This is a genomic window from Armatimonadota bacterium (assembly GCA_039679645.1).
Taxonomy (GTDB): Bacteria; Armatimonadota; UBA5829; order UBA5829; family UBA5829; genus UBA5829.
Genome location: JBDKUO010000022.1, coordinates 1 through 16956, shown reverse-complemented (window position 1 = coordinate 16956; position 16956 = coordinate 1). Strand labels below are relative to the sequence as shown.

At 51.8% G+C, this 16956-nt stretch carries 17 protein-coding genes; 15 read left to right on the top strand and 2 right to left on the bottom strand.

The window, feature by feature from the left end:
* Positions 1 to 318: 318 nt before the first annotated feature.
* Entirely contained in the window at positions 319 to 1572 is a 1254-nt protein-coding gene (locus tag ABFD83_04605; protein ID MEN6356348.1) for a transposase, read from the bottom strand.
* A 192-nt stretch (positions 1573 to 1764) separates the two neighbouring features.
* Positions 1765 to 4491 carry a RecQ family ATP-dependent DNA helicase gene (locus ABFD83_04600; GenBank protein ID MEN6356347.1) on the bottom strand — a complete coding sequence of 909 codons (2727 nt, stop codon included), beginning with the start codon at positions 4489 to 4491 and terminating at the stop codon, positions 1765 to 1767.
* Between the two features lie 169 nt (positions 4492 to 4660).
* Between ABFD83_04600 and ABFD83_04595 the strand changes: the two genes are divergently transcribed.
* The 15 genes from ABFD83_04595 to ABFD83_04525 all read left to right on the top strand — a co-directional run bounded on the left by ABFD83_04595 (position 4661) and on the right by ABFD83_04525 (position 16798).
* Positions 4661 to 5041: a BlaI/MecI/CopY family transcriptional regulator gene (locus ABFD83_04595; protein ID MEN6356346.1), complete on the top strand. Its 381-nt coding sequence runs from the start codon at positions 4661 to 4663 to the stop codon at positions 5039 to 5041.
* Entirely contained in the window at positions 5034 to 6413 is a 1380-nt protein-coding gene (locus tag ABFD83_04590) for a M56 family metallopeptidase (GenBank protein ID MEN6356345.1), read from the top strand. The genes ABFD83_04595 and ABFD83_04590 overlap by 8 nt, the downstream gene beginning before the upstream one ends.
* A gap of 75 nt (positions 6414 to 6488) precedes the next feature.
* A complete protein-coding gene (locus tag ABFD83_04585; GenBank protein ID MEN6356344.1) occupies positions 6489 to 7385 on the top strand; it encodes an ABC transporter ATP-binding protein in 897 nt (298 codons plus the stop codon).
* Positions 7385 to 7732, top strand: a complete 348-nt coding sequence (locus ABFD83_04580; GenBank protein MEN6356343.1) for a hypothetical protein — start codon at positions 7385 to 7387, stop codon at positions 7730 to 7732. Before ABFD83_04585 ends, ABFD83_04580 begins: the two co-directional genes overlap by 1 nt.
* Positions 7729 to 8733, top strand: coding sequence for a Gfo/Idh/MocA family oxidoreductase (locus ABFD83_04575; GenBank protein MEN6356342.1), 1005 nt, complete (start codon positions 7729 to 7731; stop codon positions 8731 to 8733). The genes ABFD83_04580 and ABFD83_04575 overlap by 4 nt, the downstream gene beginning before the upstream one ends.
* A 108-nt stretch (positions 8734 to 8841) precedes the next feature.
* Positions 8842 to 9069 (top strand): AtpZ/AtpI family protein, encoded by a 228-nt coding sequence (locus tag ABFD83_04570; GenBank protein MEN6356341.1) that lies wholly within the window; start codon positions 8842 to 8844, stop codon positions 9067 to 9069.
* On the top strand, positions 9056 to 9529 hold the full coding sequence (locus ABFD83_04565; GenBank protein MEN6356340.1) for a hypothetical protein: 474 nt from the start codon (positions 9056 to 9058) through the stop codon (positions 9527 to 9529). The genes ABFD83_04570 and ABFD83_04565 overlap by 14 nt, the downstream gene beginning before the upstream one ends.
* The gene (gene atpB, locus ABFD83_04560; GenBank protein MEN6356339.1) at positions 9508 to 10239 is read left to right on the top strand and encodes a F0F1 ATP synthase subunit A; all 732 of its coding nucleotides are present in this window, start codon (positions 9508 to 9510) and stop codon (positions 10237 to 10239) included. The genes ABFD83_04565 and atpB overlap by 22 nt, the downstream gene beginning before the upstream one ends.
* Before the next feature lie 18 nt (positions 10240 to 10257).
* On the top strand, positions 10258 to 10527 hold the full coding sequence (gene atpE / locus ABFD83_04555; GenBank protein MEN6356338.1) for an ATP synthase F0 subunit C: 270 nt from the start codon (positions 10258 to 10260) through the stop codon (positions 10525 to 10527).
* A 204-nt stretch (positions 10528 to 10731) separates the two neighbouring features.
* Positions 10732 to 11226 carry a F0F1 ATP synthase subunit B gene (atpF, locus tag ABFD83_04550; GenBank protein ID MEN6356337.1) on the top strand — a complete coding sequence of 165 codons (495 nt, stop codon included), beginning with the start codon at positions 10732 to 10734 and terminating at the stop codon, positions 11224 to 11226.
* Positions 11223 to 11759 carry a F0F1 ATP synthase subunit delta gene (locus ABFD83_04545; protein MEN6356336.1) on the top strand — a complete coding sequence of 179 codons (537 nt, stop codon included), beginning with the start codon at positions 11223 to 11225 and terminating at the stop codon, positions 11757 to 11759. The genes atpF and ABFD83_04545 overlap by 4 nt, the downstream gene beginning before the upstream one ends.
* A 203-nt stretch (positions 11760 to 11962) precedes the next feature.
* Positions 11963 to 13477 (top strand): F0F1 ATP synthase subunit alpha, encoded by a 1515-nt coding sequence (gene atpA / locus ABFD83_04540; GenBank protein MEN6356335.1) that lies wholly within the window; start codon positions 11963 to 11965, stop codon positions 13475 to 13477.
* Positions 13478 to 13479: 2 nt separating this feature from the next.
* The gene (gene atpG / locus ABFD83_04535; protein ID MEN6356334.1) at positions 13480 to 14331 is read left to right on the top strand and encodes an ATP synthase F1 subunit gamma; all 852 of its coding nucleotides are present in this window, start codon (positions 13480 to 13482) and stop codon (positions 14329 to 14331) included.
* A gap of 111 nt (positions 14332 to 14442) precedes the next feature.
* Positions 14443 to 15843 carry a F0F1 ATP synthase subunit beta gene (atpD, locus tag ABFD83_04530; GenBank protein MEN6356333.1) on the top strand — a complete coding sequence of 467 codons (1401 nt, stop codon included), beginning with the start codon at positions 14443 to 14445 and terminating at the stop codon, positions 15841 to 15843.
* A gap of 55 nt (positions 15844 to 15898) precedes the next feature.
* Positions 15899 to 16798, top strand: coding sequence for a glycosidase (locus tag ABFD83_04525; protein MEN6356332.1), 900 nt, complete (start codon positions 15899 to 15901; stop codon positions 16796 to 16798).
* Positions 16799 to 16956 lie beyond the last annotated feature (158 nt).

The following is a 16956-nucleotide window of genomic DNA, read 5'->3' as shown; positions in this document are numbered from 1 at the left end:
GCTTTTATTGGGGTAGATTTTCCACTTTTTTGCATTTGCGCTTCGTTCCACACGCTCAGAGCTTGGGGTTTCCACTTTCTTTGAACCAACAGATTTGAGATCAGTTCCAGCTATCGCAATTGCCTCGTAATGAGGCAATTGCGATAGACGAATATTGCGTTCATTTTAGGCGCAGAATCGCTGCAAATAACTGATATCTCGCTTGTAGCAGTATGCCTCTACTGTAAACAGTCCTCAAAAAACCGATTCTCAGCTTTCTGCTTACCAATCAGACGCAATAATCCCTGAGAATCAGGCACTTTTCAATAAACCAGGACTTTAAGCAGCAAGCGCGACTACTCGCCTCAAATTGTCCAACTTCCTATTTCTGGCCATCGCAAGCGCTCCGCCTACCATCACCAAGAGGCTCAAACCAACATTTGCCGTCGTTTTTGCCAGCCCTCGCACATGCTGCTGGTCGAGGCATAGATGTTCCTTGAGTCGACTATTCACTCGCTCCACAGATGTCCGCCTCTTGTATAACCGCTTGAACTTCTTGCTCTCGCGCCAAAGCCCGGGCCAGCGGCGTTCGTTTTCAGATATCGCTATCTTCAATACTCGGCCATAGCGTGACACACTGCAAGGACCACCAAGTGCTTCACTATGCTTGGGGCAACGAAACTTCAGATACTTGCCGTCCCTGCCAGCGTATACCATTTTTTCACCGCAATCGCAGATCGGTGTTCCAAGTTCCGTGCATCGGCATATCTCACCACCAAACGGTGTGTCCTTATCCTTTTGGGTTAGGCGCATCTTTATGATGGGAAGAGCTTTGAGATCATATAGCACATATTTGCAGTTCTCTTGAGAGTCATAGCCCCTGTCGCCCATCACATATCTTACATCGAACTCCGGGTGAAGCCTCATCGTATCGCTCAACACTATCGGCAACCGGGGGCATTCGTTTATGTTTGCGGCCAACACCTCGAAGTTGACGGGTATCTCATACTTGGTATCCACCACCAGTTCCACATTGTAGCCATACCAAGAGTGTATACTCTCACTGCCATCTTCCTTGCGGTAGCTCTTTACACCCCAGCCGGCATCTTTGTCGCTTTTCTCTTTGGCGTAACGGTTGCACCAGCTTGACACCTCTGTCCCATCTATAGCAAGGCTCTCGCCCAAGTCAGGCAGCATATCTTTAAGATCACTTACCGCCTTGTCGAATATCATCTTTAACATCGCCAAGTTCTCCGGGCTAGACAGCTTCGCAAGCAGCCGACTGAAATGCCAGGGCTTAGGGACCAGACCCAAATGACTTATCCCCACTACCTTGCGGAGACTCTCGTTTCGCCTGAGTTCACGAATCAAGTCGTTTATCCTGGCAATGCCATACACCTTTGCAGCAATCATGCTCTGCCACAGCATCCTCACGGGATAGGTGTTCCGGCGGCCTTTGCGCATACGCTCCAGATTCCAAATCAGGGAGGCATCATCCAAAGCATCAAGAACAAGCAGCAGCCGATGATTGTCATCGCCCTCAGAAAAGAAATCCTCGAAGGTAAAAAGCTGGCACTGGCGAATATAACTCATGAACTCCTCCCTTGTCTGTGATTGTCTGGTAACAACCACTTCGACATCGGGCTCAGGAGTTCATGCTTTTATTGGGGTAGATTTTTTACTTTTTCCGCACATTGAATACTTGCCACGCTCACTGCTTGGGGCTTTTACTTTCTTTGAATCAACAGAATTGAGATCAGTTACAGATAACGCAATTGCCTCGGTTCAGTTGTCTGCAGGCCATATGAGTCGGTATTCGCTGTCATCACGGCGGATTGAGCCATCTTGCAGCATTTCACTCACACACCGCTCGACTGCCGTTTTGGGAAGATTTGCAAAGATGCCGAAATTGGGACAAGTGTCTCGCTTGATGCGGCTTGTAATCGAGCCTTTGAGGACTCGGACCAATCCGGTAAAGCCCACCCTGCCAGGGATCATATTGACTGTCTCAATGATTTTTCGGCGTCTCTGCTCATCGCTGAGCGGCGACTCGATTGGGCAGGCCTGACGGCTGATCGGCTCGTGTGATTCAGGTGAAGGCGAACAGACATCACAGGAGAGACAGTTTTCTATCGGCGGCTCGCCAAAGTGGTCTGCAATGATATCGTGTTTGCAGTGACGGATCTCGGCATAGCGATAAATCTCTTCTATGCGCCTCTGCTGGACCTTTTCATAGCGTGATACCAGATCATCGAGGCGGAATTTGGAGTCTCTGGGAGCGGGAAGGCGCTCGAGAAGCATCATATGTCCCGATCCCCAATACGTGATATTTCCTTCTGCCTGCCAGTCAAGCAGTTTTTCCTCAAGAGCGTATGGAGCGAGTTGAGCGCGACGGCTCAGGTCCATTGACTCTATAGATACCCTCTGGTCGGGTCCTAGGCGGGCGCATTTTGCGAACTCGGTAAGCTCATCGCCGCCAGCCTGCACGCCTTTATGGGTGAGGCCGATAGTCATGGTCATGGGAATATCTGGATGCCTGCGAATCAAATCGATATCCTCAAGCATGCTGATTGCGACACGGATTTTAGTCTCTTGCTCGCCCAGCTCACGTTCGAAATCGTCCGAATGGATAGCGGCGAAAGGTGAATCAAGAGTGAGTTCGCGGATGATCTTATAGCATTTACGAGGCAGATCGGCATCAACTCGCTCCTGACGCATCCAGCGTGTATTATTCGCTTTATCCGACGGTGTGCACAGCAGAATGCAGCGCGAGGGCAGGCCGTCACGACCGGCGCGGCCGGCTTCCTGATAGTAGTCCTCCAGGGCTCCCGGCAAGCTGTAATGGATTACAAAGCGCACATCGGACTTGTCGATCCCCATTCCGAAGGCGACCGTAGCGCAGATAACTCGCCACTTGCCGTCCATGAACTCCTCATGAGTGCGGGCACGATCATCGGCGTCCATTCCGGCATGGTAGTGAGTGGCGCGGATACGCTCGCGGCGCAAGAGCATGGCCAGCTCTTCGGTTTTTTTGCGGGAACGGGTGTAGATGATGCCCGCGCCGTCATTTTCGCGGCACAGGTGGATCAGAGAACGCATCTTCTCCTCATCCGATCTGACCATCATAGACTCAAGATACAAATTTGGCCGATGAGTGCCGGTGCTGATTACTTTGAGCTGGCGGCCGAGGTTGTTGGATATCTCGACACGCATCTTGGGGGTAGCTGTGGCGGTCATCGCGAGGACTGTCGGATCGCCCATATATCTCAATGCTTTTCCAATAAAGAGATAGTCCGGGCGGAAGTCGTGACCCCACATACTTACGCAGTGCGCCTCGTCTACCACTATCAGCGAGACACCTCGACCGCGCAGGGCATGCAAAAAAGGTATCTGCCGCAGTCTCTCCGGCGCAGCATAGACGAGTTTATACTTGCCCGCCCGGATATCACTGAGGCGGCGGTCGATCTCGTCGCCGTCGAGCGTGGAGTTTATCAGGGTGGCCTGCTTCTGGACTTCGACCGGCAGACCGTCAACCTGGTCTTTCATGAGCGCGATAAGAGGCGAGACGACCAGCGTCAGGCCATCCAAAAGCATCGCGGGAAGTTGATAACACAGAGACTTGCCCGCGCCTGTGGGCATTATCGCGAGAACGCTATTGTCCGATAGAACATGCTCGACTACCTGCTGCTGACCTTTACGGAATTTGTCATAACCGAAGAAACGTTTGAGCTGCGATTCCAATCCTGCATTGAGCATAGGAGCTTCGGATGCAGCGGCCATTGATGCCGCGACTTCCGGGTCCACCGTTCGCTTGAGCGGTATGTCCGGGCAGGTAATGCGATGGTGTGATTGAGCACTGCCGGTTTTTCGATCAGGCTTTTCGAGTTCGGCGCACAGTCGGTCCTGTTCCTGCTGCTTGAGCTTTCCAAACTCATCTCGAAATTCCCGGCTCTCGCAGCATTCATGCTCCTCCTGGAGAGCAAGCGCCATCCAGAGGTATATGGGTATAGTTTTATCTTCCAACTCGTCTGTGCGTGAGCGGTATATTGTTATTGCGCGGTCCAGGGATTTGTGCGCTTCATCCCATAAACTCCGGCGCTGGAATGCAAGCCCGAGTCTGGCCCAGTAGCTGTAGCCATCTTTCGGATCGAATGTATCAGTGTGCATTACCTCACAGGCGGACTCAACTTCGCCCTGGGTAAAGAGCACATCGGCTCTGGTAAGGATTACTCCGCGCATATCCGGAAACTCCGATAACAACTGCTGCGAGAGGCTGTCTGACTGCTCGATATCGCCGCAGCCGAGCAGAGCCCACACGAGCCACATTCTGTATAGCATGCCGTTCGGGTCTGCGCTTACAATGTGAGTCAACAGATCGCGCGCTTGCTCGTAATAGCCGAAGCGGACAAGATATCCCGCAAGACTCCTTCGCTTTCCGCGCGGCAGAGACTTCGCTTCTTCTATTGTAAGCCCGAATAGTGTCAGGCCGTCAGGGTGTTGAATGATCGCCATGATTGTTCCCAAGTCATAATTATACTACGGATGGGGAGAATACATATTCTTGAGAAATTCTACGCAGTGGTCTTACTAAAAATTTTATTAAAAGCACTTGACTACGTTCGTAGGCAAGGGTATAATGAGACTGACGACGACCGTAGTCTAAATACGCATAGAGGTAAATATGGAACTTCCGAACCTTGGTGAACTGGAATTGGAACTGCTCAGGTTCATAACCGATCATTCTCCAATTACGGTAAAAGAAGCGTCGGTTCAATTTGGCGAAGAGCGAGGACTGGCGCGCACTACTGTTCTTACTGTAATGGAGCGTCTGCGAAAGAAGGGCTATCTGAAAAGAAAGAGTCGGGAGGGAGTATTCGAATACTGCCCCTGTCTTCAGAAAAGTGATCTTTTCAGAAGGCTTACTCGCTCATTTGCAGACAAGGTGCTCGGCGGCTCACTCGACCCATTAGTGGCTTACCTGGCGGAGGACGCAGATTTGAGTGACGAGCAGATAAACGAGTTGCAGCATCTGTTGGAAGAGAAGAGGACAAAAAATGAATAGTACTTGCCTTGAGCAGCATATTTGGAATGGTTGTTGGCAGGGCACTGCAGCTCTGCTGCTGGCATACGGGATATGCCGGCTTTGGCCAAAGATGCCACCTCACGCAATGAGCTGGATATGGCGGCTTGCATATCTCAAGCTGATGATCGCATTTATCTTCATTGGTTCGATAGGTCTGCCTGTGCTTAATCACTCGTACAGCAGAACGTTATCTGCACATATAAGCCGCGCACCTTTATATAGGAATGCCCGCACCTTGAGCACAGTGGCACATCATATCGATCAGGCGCAAAGCACAGTCAGCATATTGGTTTTGATATGGGGGACAGGCGTGACACTATCAACTCTAAAAATTCTAACTGCACTGCGCAGGACAAGAAGACTGCGGCATACCTGCGAAAGCATTGAAGATGCTGATCTGCAAACTGAGCTTGAGCAGTTGTGCCTGCGGATGAAAATAAAGCGCGTGCCTCAACTGCTGACCGGTGATGTCCGGGGTCCGATGATTTGCGGAGTGCTTAAACAGGACATAATTTTACCGGACAAAGCACTCACGACCTCCAGCCATAACGATCTTCGCATGATCATTGCACACGAGCTGGCACATGCAAAGCGACACGATGTGATGTGGACATGGCTGCCGATGCTTGCGCAGGTGTTTTTCTTCTTCAATCCACTCGTTTGGCTTTTCCGCAGAGAGTGGCTCTTTGCACAGGAATCGGCATGCGACCTGCTGGCCATACAGACCACCGGATCAGCATGCACGGATTACGGCAGAATGCTCCTCGGTCATGTGGTTCGGCGCACATCGTCTGCAGAACCTGTCGGCATAGGAATTGCCGAACCTTACGAAACGCTAAAAAGGAGGATCGATGCAATGACTAAATTTGCACCCATCACCGGCAAAAAGAAAATCGCAGTTTGTATTGCTATCTGTGTACTGGCACTTATCGGGATTGTGCCATGGATGCTGAGCGCAAAAGACTACAAACCGACATCTGCAGAAATTGCTGATGTGCTGGCAAAGGCATTCTACAACAGAGATTACGAGGCTGTCTACCGGATACATGTGGCCAGTGGTAAGCCTCACTCCTGTGACTCCGCAATCAACTATATATCCGGTAAGCTCCAAAGCTATGGCCCGGTCAAGGAAGTGACACTTGAGGCAAAGGACAAGATACTTCCGGGATTAACCGGAAAGGGTTTTTCGACCGGTCAACAATTTGCACCCGCTGCAGGCACGGAAGTATCAACCTGGAGAGTCAAAGCGAAAAATGGAGAGTATCGGATCGGCTTGATGGTGCAAGATGGAAAACTGAAATTTTACGAGTTCAATCTGGCTGATGGAGGAATCGGTGGGGGCTCATTATAATTTCCATTGACGCCAAACAGCCTGAGGCGATATACTCTGCTTGAGATGGCAAGAGTTAATATTGAGAATCTCAGTATGCGCGTTGGTGGAACCTGGGCGCTGTGGGATGTCAATCTGGATATAGACGAGGGCGAGATTACGGCAGTATTCGGGCGAGCAGGTTCGGGTAAGTCCACGCTTGCCGGAATTATCTGCGGCATTGATGAGCCGACCGGCGGCTCCATTGTATGGGACGGTCAGGAAAGCCCTGGGTATGCAAGTGTCGCTCTCGACAGGCCCGCATTTGCCAACGACCTCACTGTCTACGAAAACCTCGATATGTTTGCCTCGCTCTGGCAAGTGCCCAGAAAAAAGCGGGCCCGACAGATAAGCTTTGTTCTGGAGCTGCTTAAGCTCAGCGATTTTTCGACGACCAGAGCGCAGCAGCTCTCCACAGGTCTGCTAAAGCGGCTTGAAATTGCGAAGGCGCTGGTTGCCGATGCGCAGATCACTATAATCGATTCGCTGCTGGATACTCTCGACCCCGACATACTCGAAAAACTCTGGGACCATCTGCTGAGCCTGCGGCGGACTGAGATGAAATCATTTGTCATCATGACTTCGCGGGGCAAAATAGCTGAAATGTGCCATAGGATCGCTGTGATCCATCGCGGAAGAATTAACTTTATCGGCAGACCGGACGACTTCAGGCGCCTGGCGGGCGAAGACATGGTCGTGCTGGGTGATATCACCAATCCGTCGGTCAAGAGCAGGATTAGAGAACAGTTGTCGGTGGTGATTAAGGAAGAGGACGGGTTCCTGTCGTTCAGGGTCTCGAATGGCGAGAGGATGGTCGGTGATCTGCTCGCTGAGTATGGGTCTGATCTGAGCTGCGTGTATCTCAAGCGCCCTACATTGGAAGATGCTTTGGATGTAGTTGCGACTGGCGGGCTGAATGTTATGGCGGATGTTAGCGAGGGGCGTACAGGATAGTGACAACACTTGCTTATTACAATATCAAACGACTTGTAAGGCGCAGGCAGCTTATAATTGCGCTGTATGCGCTGCCGCTTGTTGCGGCGTTATTACGAGTGGTATTCGCAAAATCTCATACTCTGCTGGTTTGCGCGTGGGTCTGCCCATTTGTCTGCATGACCCTGGTTTGGGCGATTTTGCAAGCACAAACATCGATTGACAGGGCATTAGGACTCGAAGATGGACTGCGTAGCACGCCTATCTCAAATACTAACTTGATATGGTCGCGTATATTGACCGGAGCAATTATGTTCGTGGGTCAAATGATAATCTTTGGAGTAATAATAGGGGTATTTATCAGATGAAAGTTGGAATTGTCGGCACAGGGATCTGCCGGATGCACGCAGACGGCTTCAAGAAGTGTGAGGATGTCGAGATCAAGACGGTTTGTGACATCAACTCACAGCGCGCAGAAAAGTTTGCGCAGGACTACGGTATTAAAAACATCTGCAATGACTATCAAGAGCTTCTTGCAGACCCGGAAATAGAGGCCGTAACCGTTGGAGTGCCTAATGCGCTGCACGCGCCGATCGTGATTGCCGCATTTGAAGCGGGCAAGCATGTAATGTGTGAGAAACCCATCGCTACCTGCGCGGAAGATGCTCGAAAGATGGTCGAGGCGGGGAAGAAGTCCGGCAAGATATTTATGATGGGCTTTAACAACAGGTTCAGAGGTGATACTCAACTCCTTAAGAAGTGCATCGAGAAGGGCGATCTGGGCGAGATTTACTATGCCAAGACCGGGTGGCTCAGGCGCAAAGGCATCCCGGGTATGGGCGGATGGTTTACCACAAAAGCTATGTCCGGCGGCGGGCCTCTGATCGATCTTGGTGTACACGTGCTGGACCTGGCGCTCTGGCTGATGGGCAATCCTAAGCCGGTCTATGTTATGGGTTCATCTTACGCCAAGTTCGGGCCTGAGATTGCGAAACAAAAGGGCGGCACTTTTGACGTTGAAGACCTGGCGACGGGTATGGTAAAGCTCGAAAACGGCGCGACCGTATTTGTCGAGGCAAGCTGGGCATCGTACGTAGAGAATGAGAGAATTTATACTCAGTTGATCGGCACAAAAGGTGGAGCGGAAGTCGATCCGCTGAAGATTTATACCGATATAAACGGCTCCACGGCAAATATCGAGATGAGCTACCCTAATGTATCGGGTCATGAGATGGAGATAGTGCACTTTGTAGAGTGCATTAAAGAGGGTAAGACACCTATAGCGACCGGTGAACACGGGCTGCATATACAGCTTATTCTTGACGCGATATACGAATCGACAGTTACCGGCAAAGGCGTTGAGATTTAGTAATTGATATTTTTTATTTTATATCTTGCTGCAACGTGGCCGGGTGCTTTTCGCACTGTTGAGATTGTGCTATAATTCACAGGGTTGAGCCAGGATGGCGGATATATAATGAATGGGTCCAACTTTCGATGGGCAAAAACAATGGCTCAGGTAAGCAGCATAGCGCTGCTTATCCTTGTTTCCACGGGTATTGGACTCGGCCTTGGTTACTGGCTCGATGGCAAGCTCGGCACTACGCCGTGGCTTGCTTTTGTTTTAACTATCGTCGGGCTGGCGGCGGGGCTATATGAGGCGGTCAAGATTTTGATCGAGGCAACCGAAAATGAAGGAGATTGACAACGCCTTCATCAAACGCACTTACATCAGCAGCGCATATTTGTGGGCTTTTGGTGTGCTTGTATGGATGAGTTTATGGTATATCTTTACAAGCCGCGGCTTGAAGCTGAGCCCGCACTGGGGATTGATGGCAGCAATCGGCTGGAGCCTGGGTTCGGCAGTATCGATGGGCACGCTTTGGAGCCTGGAGTGGATTGTGAGCCGGGCTTTTGTGCCTGGGAATGCTCAGGCAAAAAGGAACCTGGTCAGGTTTTCGATCCTCAAGCTGATAGTAATAATCCTGGTTCTGGGCTTAATAGTCAAGCTTGGCGGAAAAAGTTTTGCGCTTATAGGCGCATTTTGTGCCGGAGTGGTATTGACTCAGGCGGTAATATTCCTTAAAGTATTAGGGAAGCTGATTTGTGAGCATTTTAACGATTCGAGTAAAGGAGGGCCACAATGCACGAGGGGCCATCAATAGAACAACCAACCTGGTTTAGGTTCCTAATTGCGGACAAACTGGTGCCGGGCTGGGTCTCGGAGATGATGATAGTCACCTGGTTTGTGATCGCAATTTTGTGCATTACGGCCATCATCGCGAGTCGAAAGCTCAGTGTGCGCAACCCGAGCAGGTTTCAGGCGGCGCTTGAGTTTATAGTGGTCTCCCTGGATGGTTTCGTGCGCAATATAGTCGGCAGTGAAGCCAAAACACTTACGCCGATCATCGGCACTACGTTTATATTCATCCTCTCGCTGAGCCTGACTGGCCTTATCCCCGGATTCACAAGCCCTACTTCAAATATAAACACGACCGTTTCGCTGGCCCTGATGGCCTTTTTGCTGGTGCAGTATTTCGGAATCAGCAGAAACGGCTTCATCAACTATGCCAAGCATTTTCTGGGCGAGCCGCTCTGGCTGGCTCCGCTTATGCTTCCACTGCATATAATAGGAGAGCTTGCAAGGCCGCTATCGCTCTCTATTCGTCTTTTCGGTAACATATTCGGCGAGGAGACTGTTATAGCAGTCTTCGTGCTGATTGTCACCAGCGTGCTGGGCAAGCTGCTGATACCTCTGCAGTTTCCTATGATGCTCTTCGCCATATTCGGCGGGTTCATCCAGTCACTGGTCTTTTCGATGCTGGTCTGTATATATATCGCTACGGCCCTAGAGGGTCATGAAGAACACCGTTAAATTGGAGGAAACACACCTATGATGTACTTAGTTGCTTTGGTCCTTGCTATTGGATTCGGCGTCCCGATTGCAGTTATCGGCGGCGGGCTCGGTCAGGGTAAGGCAGCAGCAGCGGCTTTCGAGGGTATCGCAAGACAGCCCGAGGCAGCCGGTAAGATTCAGACAGCTATGATCATTGGTCTCGCACTCATCGAGTCACTGGTTATCTACGCTCTGCTGATCGCTCTGATCCTGCTCTTCCTTGGCGTGCCGAGCGCGAGCGCTATCATTGCTAAAGTCGTAAAGTAATTTAGTTATTGGACAGAGGCCGCTTTGCCTGCGGATTAATCGCAAACGAATCGTTTGTTTTCAATTTGGCCGGGAAGAAAGCTGCGTTTGGCAAAAAAGCAGATTCCTCGTCGTTCCTCCTCGGAATGACCCTAGCGGCAGAATATTCGTAACGATGAAACGGTTCGGCAGGCATTCCGGCCATAGAAAGTTGGTGGTATATCCGTGCAGATAATACCTGATCCAAAAGTATTGATAGTGCAGGCTCTGGGGTTTCTGCTGGTGCTGGGGGTATTTAAGTATTTCCTCTTCCAGCCCATATTGAGCATTCTGGAGACCAGGCGCAGGGAGATATCCTCCGAATATGATGCTGCGGAGTCGCAGCGCGCGTCTGCCGACGAACTAAAGGCTCAATATGAGCGCCATCTTGCCGCTATAGCAGAGGAAACGCGCGCGAAGATAGCTGAGGCGGTCAAGGAAGGCCAGAGCATGCGCGAGGAGATACTTGCCGATTCGCGCACGCAGGCAGAGCGTATTCTCACAAGAGCGCAGGAAGAAATTTCCCGCGAGAGTGAGAAAGCTATGGTCGAGCTTAAGACCAAGGTTACGGACCTCACGGTTGAAGCCGCCGGTAAGCTCATTGGCGAGAGCATGGATGATGACAAGCACCGCAAGATGGTGAGCAGTTTCATTGATGGTCTGGACGAGGTGAAACAGTGATTGAGCCGCGGATCGTGCGAAGATACGCGCTGGCTCTGTTTGGAGCCGCGTCGAAGATGGATGTGGTCGACAGGATTGAGAGCGACCTTGGGCTGGTGTCGTATGTGTTTGAGACATCGCCGCGCCTGATGGAGTCCATCGAATCGCCGATGATCCCCTCGCCCAAAAAGCACGAAATCATCAAGGATATTTTCGCGAACAAGGTCCATCAGATCACGCTTATGTATCTCGATATGCTTATCGATAAGCAGCGTGAAGGCGCGATCGGTCAGACCGAAGGTGAGTATATTCGCCTGGCAAATGAGGCGCGCGGGATACTGGCGGTAGAAGTGACATCGGCAGTCAGGCTCAGTGAGTCTGAGGAGGCCGCGCTTGTCGCCAAGCTCGTAGAAATTACGGGTAAGAGCATTCACCTTGAAAAGCATGTGGACCCGGCAATCATAGGCGGAATGAAAGTTCGCATGGGCGACAGGGTTATTGACGGCAGCATTACAGGTCAGCTTGCAGCGCTGAAAGAAAGAATGCTTAGTTAGTCATAGAGTCAAAAGGTCAAAAAGTCAAAAAGTTGGGATGGTGCGCATCAGTTCAGTTTGATGCATTTGCTTCGGGTACAACTGTTCCGAAGGCACTTTGCAAGAAGATAATCTTCGGGGCATTCGCCCACAAAGTATAGACAAGTAACTTTTTGACTTTATGACTTTCAAACTTTTTGACTTAAGTCGAACGGAGTGAGATTATGGCAGTCAACATAAGGCCGGATGAGGTTGCGCAGGTCCTTGAAAGCCACCTGCTATCATATGAAAAAGAACTCTCTGAAGTAGGCGTAGGGACCGTGCTCCAGGTCGGAGACGGTATTGCGCGAATCTACGGCTTGCAGGACGTAATGGCCAGTGAGCTGGTCGAGTTCCCCAACGGCGTTATGGGGATGGTCCTGAACCTGGAAGAGGATAACGTCGGATGCGTCGTGCTTGGACCGGACACTGAGATTAAGGAAGGCGACCAGGTCAAGCGGACAGGACGCATTATCGATGTCCCCGTAGGCGAGGCTCTGCTCGGGCGTGTCGTAAGCGCTCTGGGCGACCCGATTGACGGCAAGGGACCGGTTGTCGCCAGCGAGCGCAGACACGTCGAGACCCGCGCGCCGGGCGTTGTCGAAAGGCAGCCGGTTAAAGAATCGCTTGCGACAGGCATTAAAGCCATTGACTCCATGATCCCGATTGGCCGAGGCCAGAGAGAGCTTATTATCGGCGACCGCCAGACCGGCAAGACCGCTATCGCCATCGATACAATTTTGAACCAGAAGGGCCAGGACGTCTACTGCATATATGTCGCCATTGGCCAGAAGCTTTCGACTGTAGCAGGCATCGCTCATACGCTGGAGCAAAACGGAGCTATGGAGTATACGACCATCGTTGTCGCATCCGCCAGTGACCCTGCTCCGCTGCAGTATATCGCTCCATACGCCGGCTGCGCCATGGGTGAGTATTTCAGAGACACAAAGCGCAGCGCACTGGTAATCTATGACGACCTGAGCAAGCACGCGGTAGCATACAGGCAGGTATCCCTGCTTCTGAGAAGGCCGCCTGGACGTGAGGCTTACCCGGGAGATATTTTCTATCTGCATGCGCGCCTTCTTGAGAGGGCTTCAAAGCTAAACGATGAGCTGGGTGCAGGTTCACTTACTGCGCTTCCGATTATCGAAACGCAGGCGGGAGATGTTTCGGCTTATATTCCGACAAACGTCATCTCGATCACAGACGGCCAGATATATCTGGAACCGGATCTTTTCTATTCGGGTATACGACCGGCCATTAACGTCGGCTTGTCTGTTTCGAGAGTAGGGTCCAGCGCTCAGAAGAAAGCAATGAAGAAAGTCACAGGTCAGCTCAAGCTCGACCTGGCGCAGTATTGGGCACTGCAGGCGTTCGCGCAGTTCTCAAGTGACCTCGATAAGGCCACTCTTGCTCAGCTAGCGCGCGGCGAAAGGATCGTCGAAATCCTGAAGCAGCCGCAGTACACGCCTATGACGCTCTCAAACGAGTGTTTCATCATTTTTGCTGCGACCAATGGCTATCTGGATGATCTTCCGGTTGCCGCCATCGCAAAGTTTGAGAAAGAGCTGTATACATTTATGGCTGACAAGTATCCCGACGTGGGTCACACGATTGAAAAGACCGGCGTGCTGGATGACTCGACCATGGAGACGCTGAAATCGGCTATCGAGACGTTCAAGGGGCAGTTTAAGGCTTAGTTATGGCTAGCGCAAGAGATATCAGGCGGCGCATACGCACCGTCAAAAATATAGAGAAGATCACCAGCGCGATGAAGATGGTCGCGGCTGCAAGGCTGCGAAAAGCTCAGGAACGTGCCGAGTCTGCGCGCCCTTACGCCGAGAAGATGCATGATGTGATGGGCAATCTCGCCAGAAGCGCCGGTGAAATAGAACATCCTCTGCTTGAATCACGCGAGGAACACAATGTCGCTTATGTCGTGATCGGAGCTGAGCGCGGGCTTGCAGGCAGTTATAATGGCAATGTAATGAGCAAGGCTATGCATGAAATAGGTGATCGAGAGCCCGAAAATGTCAAGTTACTGGCTGTCGGCAGAAAGGCTGTCGCATTCTTTAGAAAGCGCCCGTATGAGATCGCCGGTTCCCTTGAGATGGGCACTGAAGTTAACTTCACAGACATACGTAAGATCACAGCTAGGGTGCGCTCGATGTTCGAAAGCGGCGAAGTGGATGCGGTGTATCTGATATACGCCAAGTTCCACTCGGCAATGCGACAGGAACCAATATGTGTACGACTGCTGCCGATGGCTGCGCCTGAAGCAAACGCTGAAGCGCCCGCCGAGTTTGAATTCGAGCCGAATGCAAGCCAGTTGCTTGCGACACTGCTGCCGAGATATGTTGACACTGAAGTCTATCAGTCGCTGGTGGAGTCGCAGGCGAGCGAGCATGGTGCACGGATGTCCGCTATGTCTGCCGCAACAAAGAATGCAGGCGAGATGATCGATAACCTGACGCTTGTCTATAACAAGGCTCGTCAGGCTGCAATTACTAAAGAGATCACGGAGATTGTCAGCGGCGCGGAAGCGCTGAAGTAGAGTTTGAAAGTCAAAAGGTCAAAAAGTCAAAAAGTTTCGGTGCGAAAAGCGTTCAGCAACTTTTTGACTTTCCAACTTTCTAACTTTTTGACTTCCTTACGGAGGTAAGAATTGGCTACAGGAAAAGTTGTTGAGGTAATCGGACCGGTTGTCGATATTCGGTTCCCGTCGAATGAGCTGCCGGAGATGTTGAGCGCAATACATATCCCCAATGTGCAGGGGCAGACGCTGACCGCAGAGGTCGCACAGATGCTTGGAAGCGATGTCGTCAGATGCATCTCCATGCAGTCTACCGACGGCCTTGTGCGCGGAATGGACGCGATAGACACGGGTAAGTCTATCGAGGTTCCGGTCGGACGTGAGACCCTGGGACGTGTGTTTAACCTGCTTGGGGACACGATCGACAACAAGGGCGCTTTCACAGCAGCCGATCACTGGCCGATTCACCGCTCTGCTCCGCCTTTTGAGGAGCAGATTCCTGCTACAGAAGTCTTTGAGACAGGCATGAAGGTCGTCGACCTCATCTGCCCTTATGCCAAGGGTGGAAAGATCGGCCTCTTTGGAGGAGCCGGTGTCGGCAAGACCGTTCTTATCACCGAGTTGATCCGAAACGTCGCGACAGAGCACGGCGGGTTCTCAGTATTCGCTGGAGTCGGCGAGAGAACTCGTGAGGGTAACGACCTCTGGCTGGAAATGCAGGAGAGCGGCGTTATCGAGAAGACGACCATGGTCTTCGGTCAGATGAATGAGCCGCCTGGGGCGCGCCTTCGTGTAGCTCTCTCGGCTCTTACGATGGCTGAGTATTTCAGAGACAAAGAGGGGCAGGACGTCCTGCTCTTTATAGACAATATTTTCCGATTTACACAGGGCGGCTCTGAGGTTTCGGCTCTGCTTGGCAGAATGCCGAGCGCGGTCGGATATCAGCCGACTCTGGCCACTGAGATGGGCGCGCTGCAGGAAAGAATCACATCGACTGTGCGCGGTTCGGTCACATCGATCCAGGCGATTTATGTCCCTGCAGACGACCCGACCGACCCTGCTCCGGCAACGACATTCAGCTTCCTGGACGCCACGACTTATCTGGAAAGACGCATATTTGTGCGAGGTATTTTCCCGGCAGTCGACCCATTGGCTTCGACTTCGAGGATTCTGGACCCGAATATTGTCGGCCAGGAGCACTATGACGTGGCGCGCGCGGTCCAGCAGATACTCCAGAGATACCGTGAGCTTCAGGACATCATCGCCATTCTTGGTGTGGACGAACTCTCTGACGAGGACAAGCTCACCGTCACCCGCGCGAGAAAGATAGAGAACTTCCTGTCGCAGCCGATGTTTGTGGCCGAGGTCTTCACCGGGTTGCCGGGTAAGTATGTCTCCCGGAACGACACCGTGCGCTCATTCAAGGAGATACTTGAAGGCAGATGGGACAAGCTCCCTGAGCAGGCGTTCTATATGGTCGGAGCGATCGAAGAGGCCGTTGAGAAGGCTAAGCAGATGGGTGTGGAAGTCTGATCTAGCTTAGGGTGAAGAGTGGAGAGCTAAGAGCCCGGAAGAGGATAATATAATTATGATCAAACTTAAGCGCTGTGATAAGAACCCAATTCTGACCACAGTGGCGGACCATCCCTGGGAATCGGTGCATGTCTCAAATGCAGGGGCGGCGCTTAAGGATGGAAAAGTCCACATCTTTTACAGAGCCGAGGGTGCCGATTTTCGAGCCAGCACCGGTTTTACCTGGCCTGTATCGAGAATAGGTCATGCAGTGTCCTCCGATGGCGTAACAATTGATGAAAGATGCCCCACCCCGGTTATCGATCTTGACGGCGAGCAGATGCCGGAGACAGACGGCGTGGAAGACGTCAGAGTATCGGAGATAGACGGCACTTATTACGCCGTCTATTGCACGACAACAGTTTACCCGGAGACTCTGGCTCTGGCTACAAGCCCTGACCTGATCCACTTTGAAAAACACGGAACGCTGATGCCGGACTACTCGCAGAGGACCGGCGGGCTGCTGCCTGCAAAAGTGGACGGGGAGTTTGTGCTCTATCACAGGGTGCTGCCGCATCTTTGGGCGTCGAAAAGCAAAGATTTGAAGAACTGGCACGACTCGAAAGTCGTGATGCATACCCGTCCCGGTCACTGGACGGAAATCAAGATGGGAATCGGCGCGCCACCCATTAAGACTGACCAGGCATGGGTTATGTTCATGCACGGCCGTGACCGACATGGCGTGTATCGCCTTGGAATTATGTGGCTCGACCTGGAAGACCCGACCAAGGTGCTCAAATTCCAGGAAGAACCTATCCTTGAGCCTGAGACGGACTATGAGAAGAACGGCTTTGTGCCGAATGTGGTCTATACATGCGGGGCCGTTGTGCTGGGTGAAGACGTTTTTGTATACTATGGATGCGCGGACAACTGCCTTGCAGTTGCAACCGTGCCTTATAATAGCTTGCGACTTTAGTTGGGGCTTTGCCCCAAACCCTACCAAGGGCCTCCGCCCTTGGTTCCCGCTGGGGACGCGTCCCCAGACCCCGTTGCGTAATTTAATTCCCCCTGCGGGGGAATTAAATTACGAGACAGAAGGTCCAGGAAACCGGGTTTCCTGGTGGAGTCCAGAGG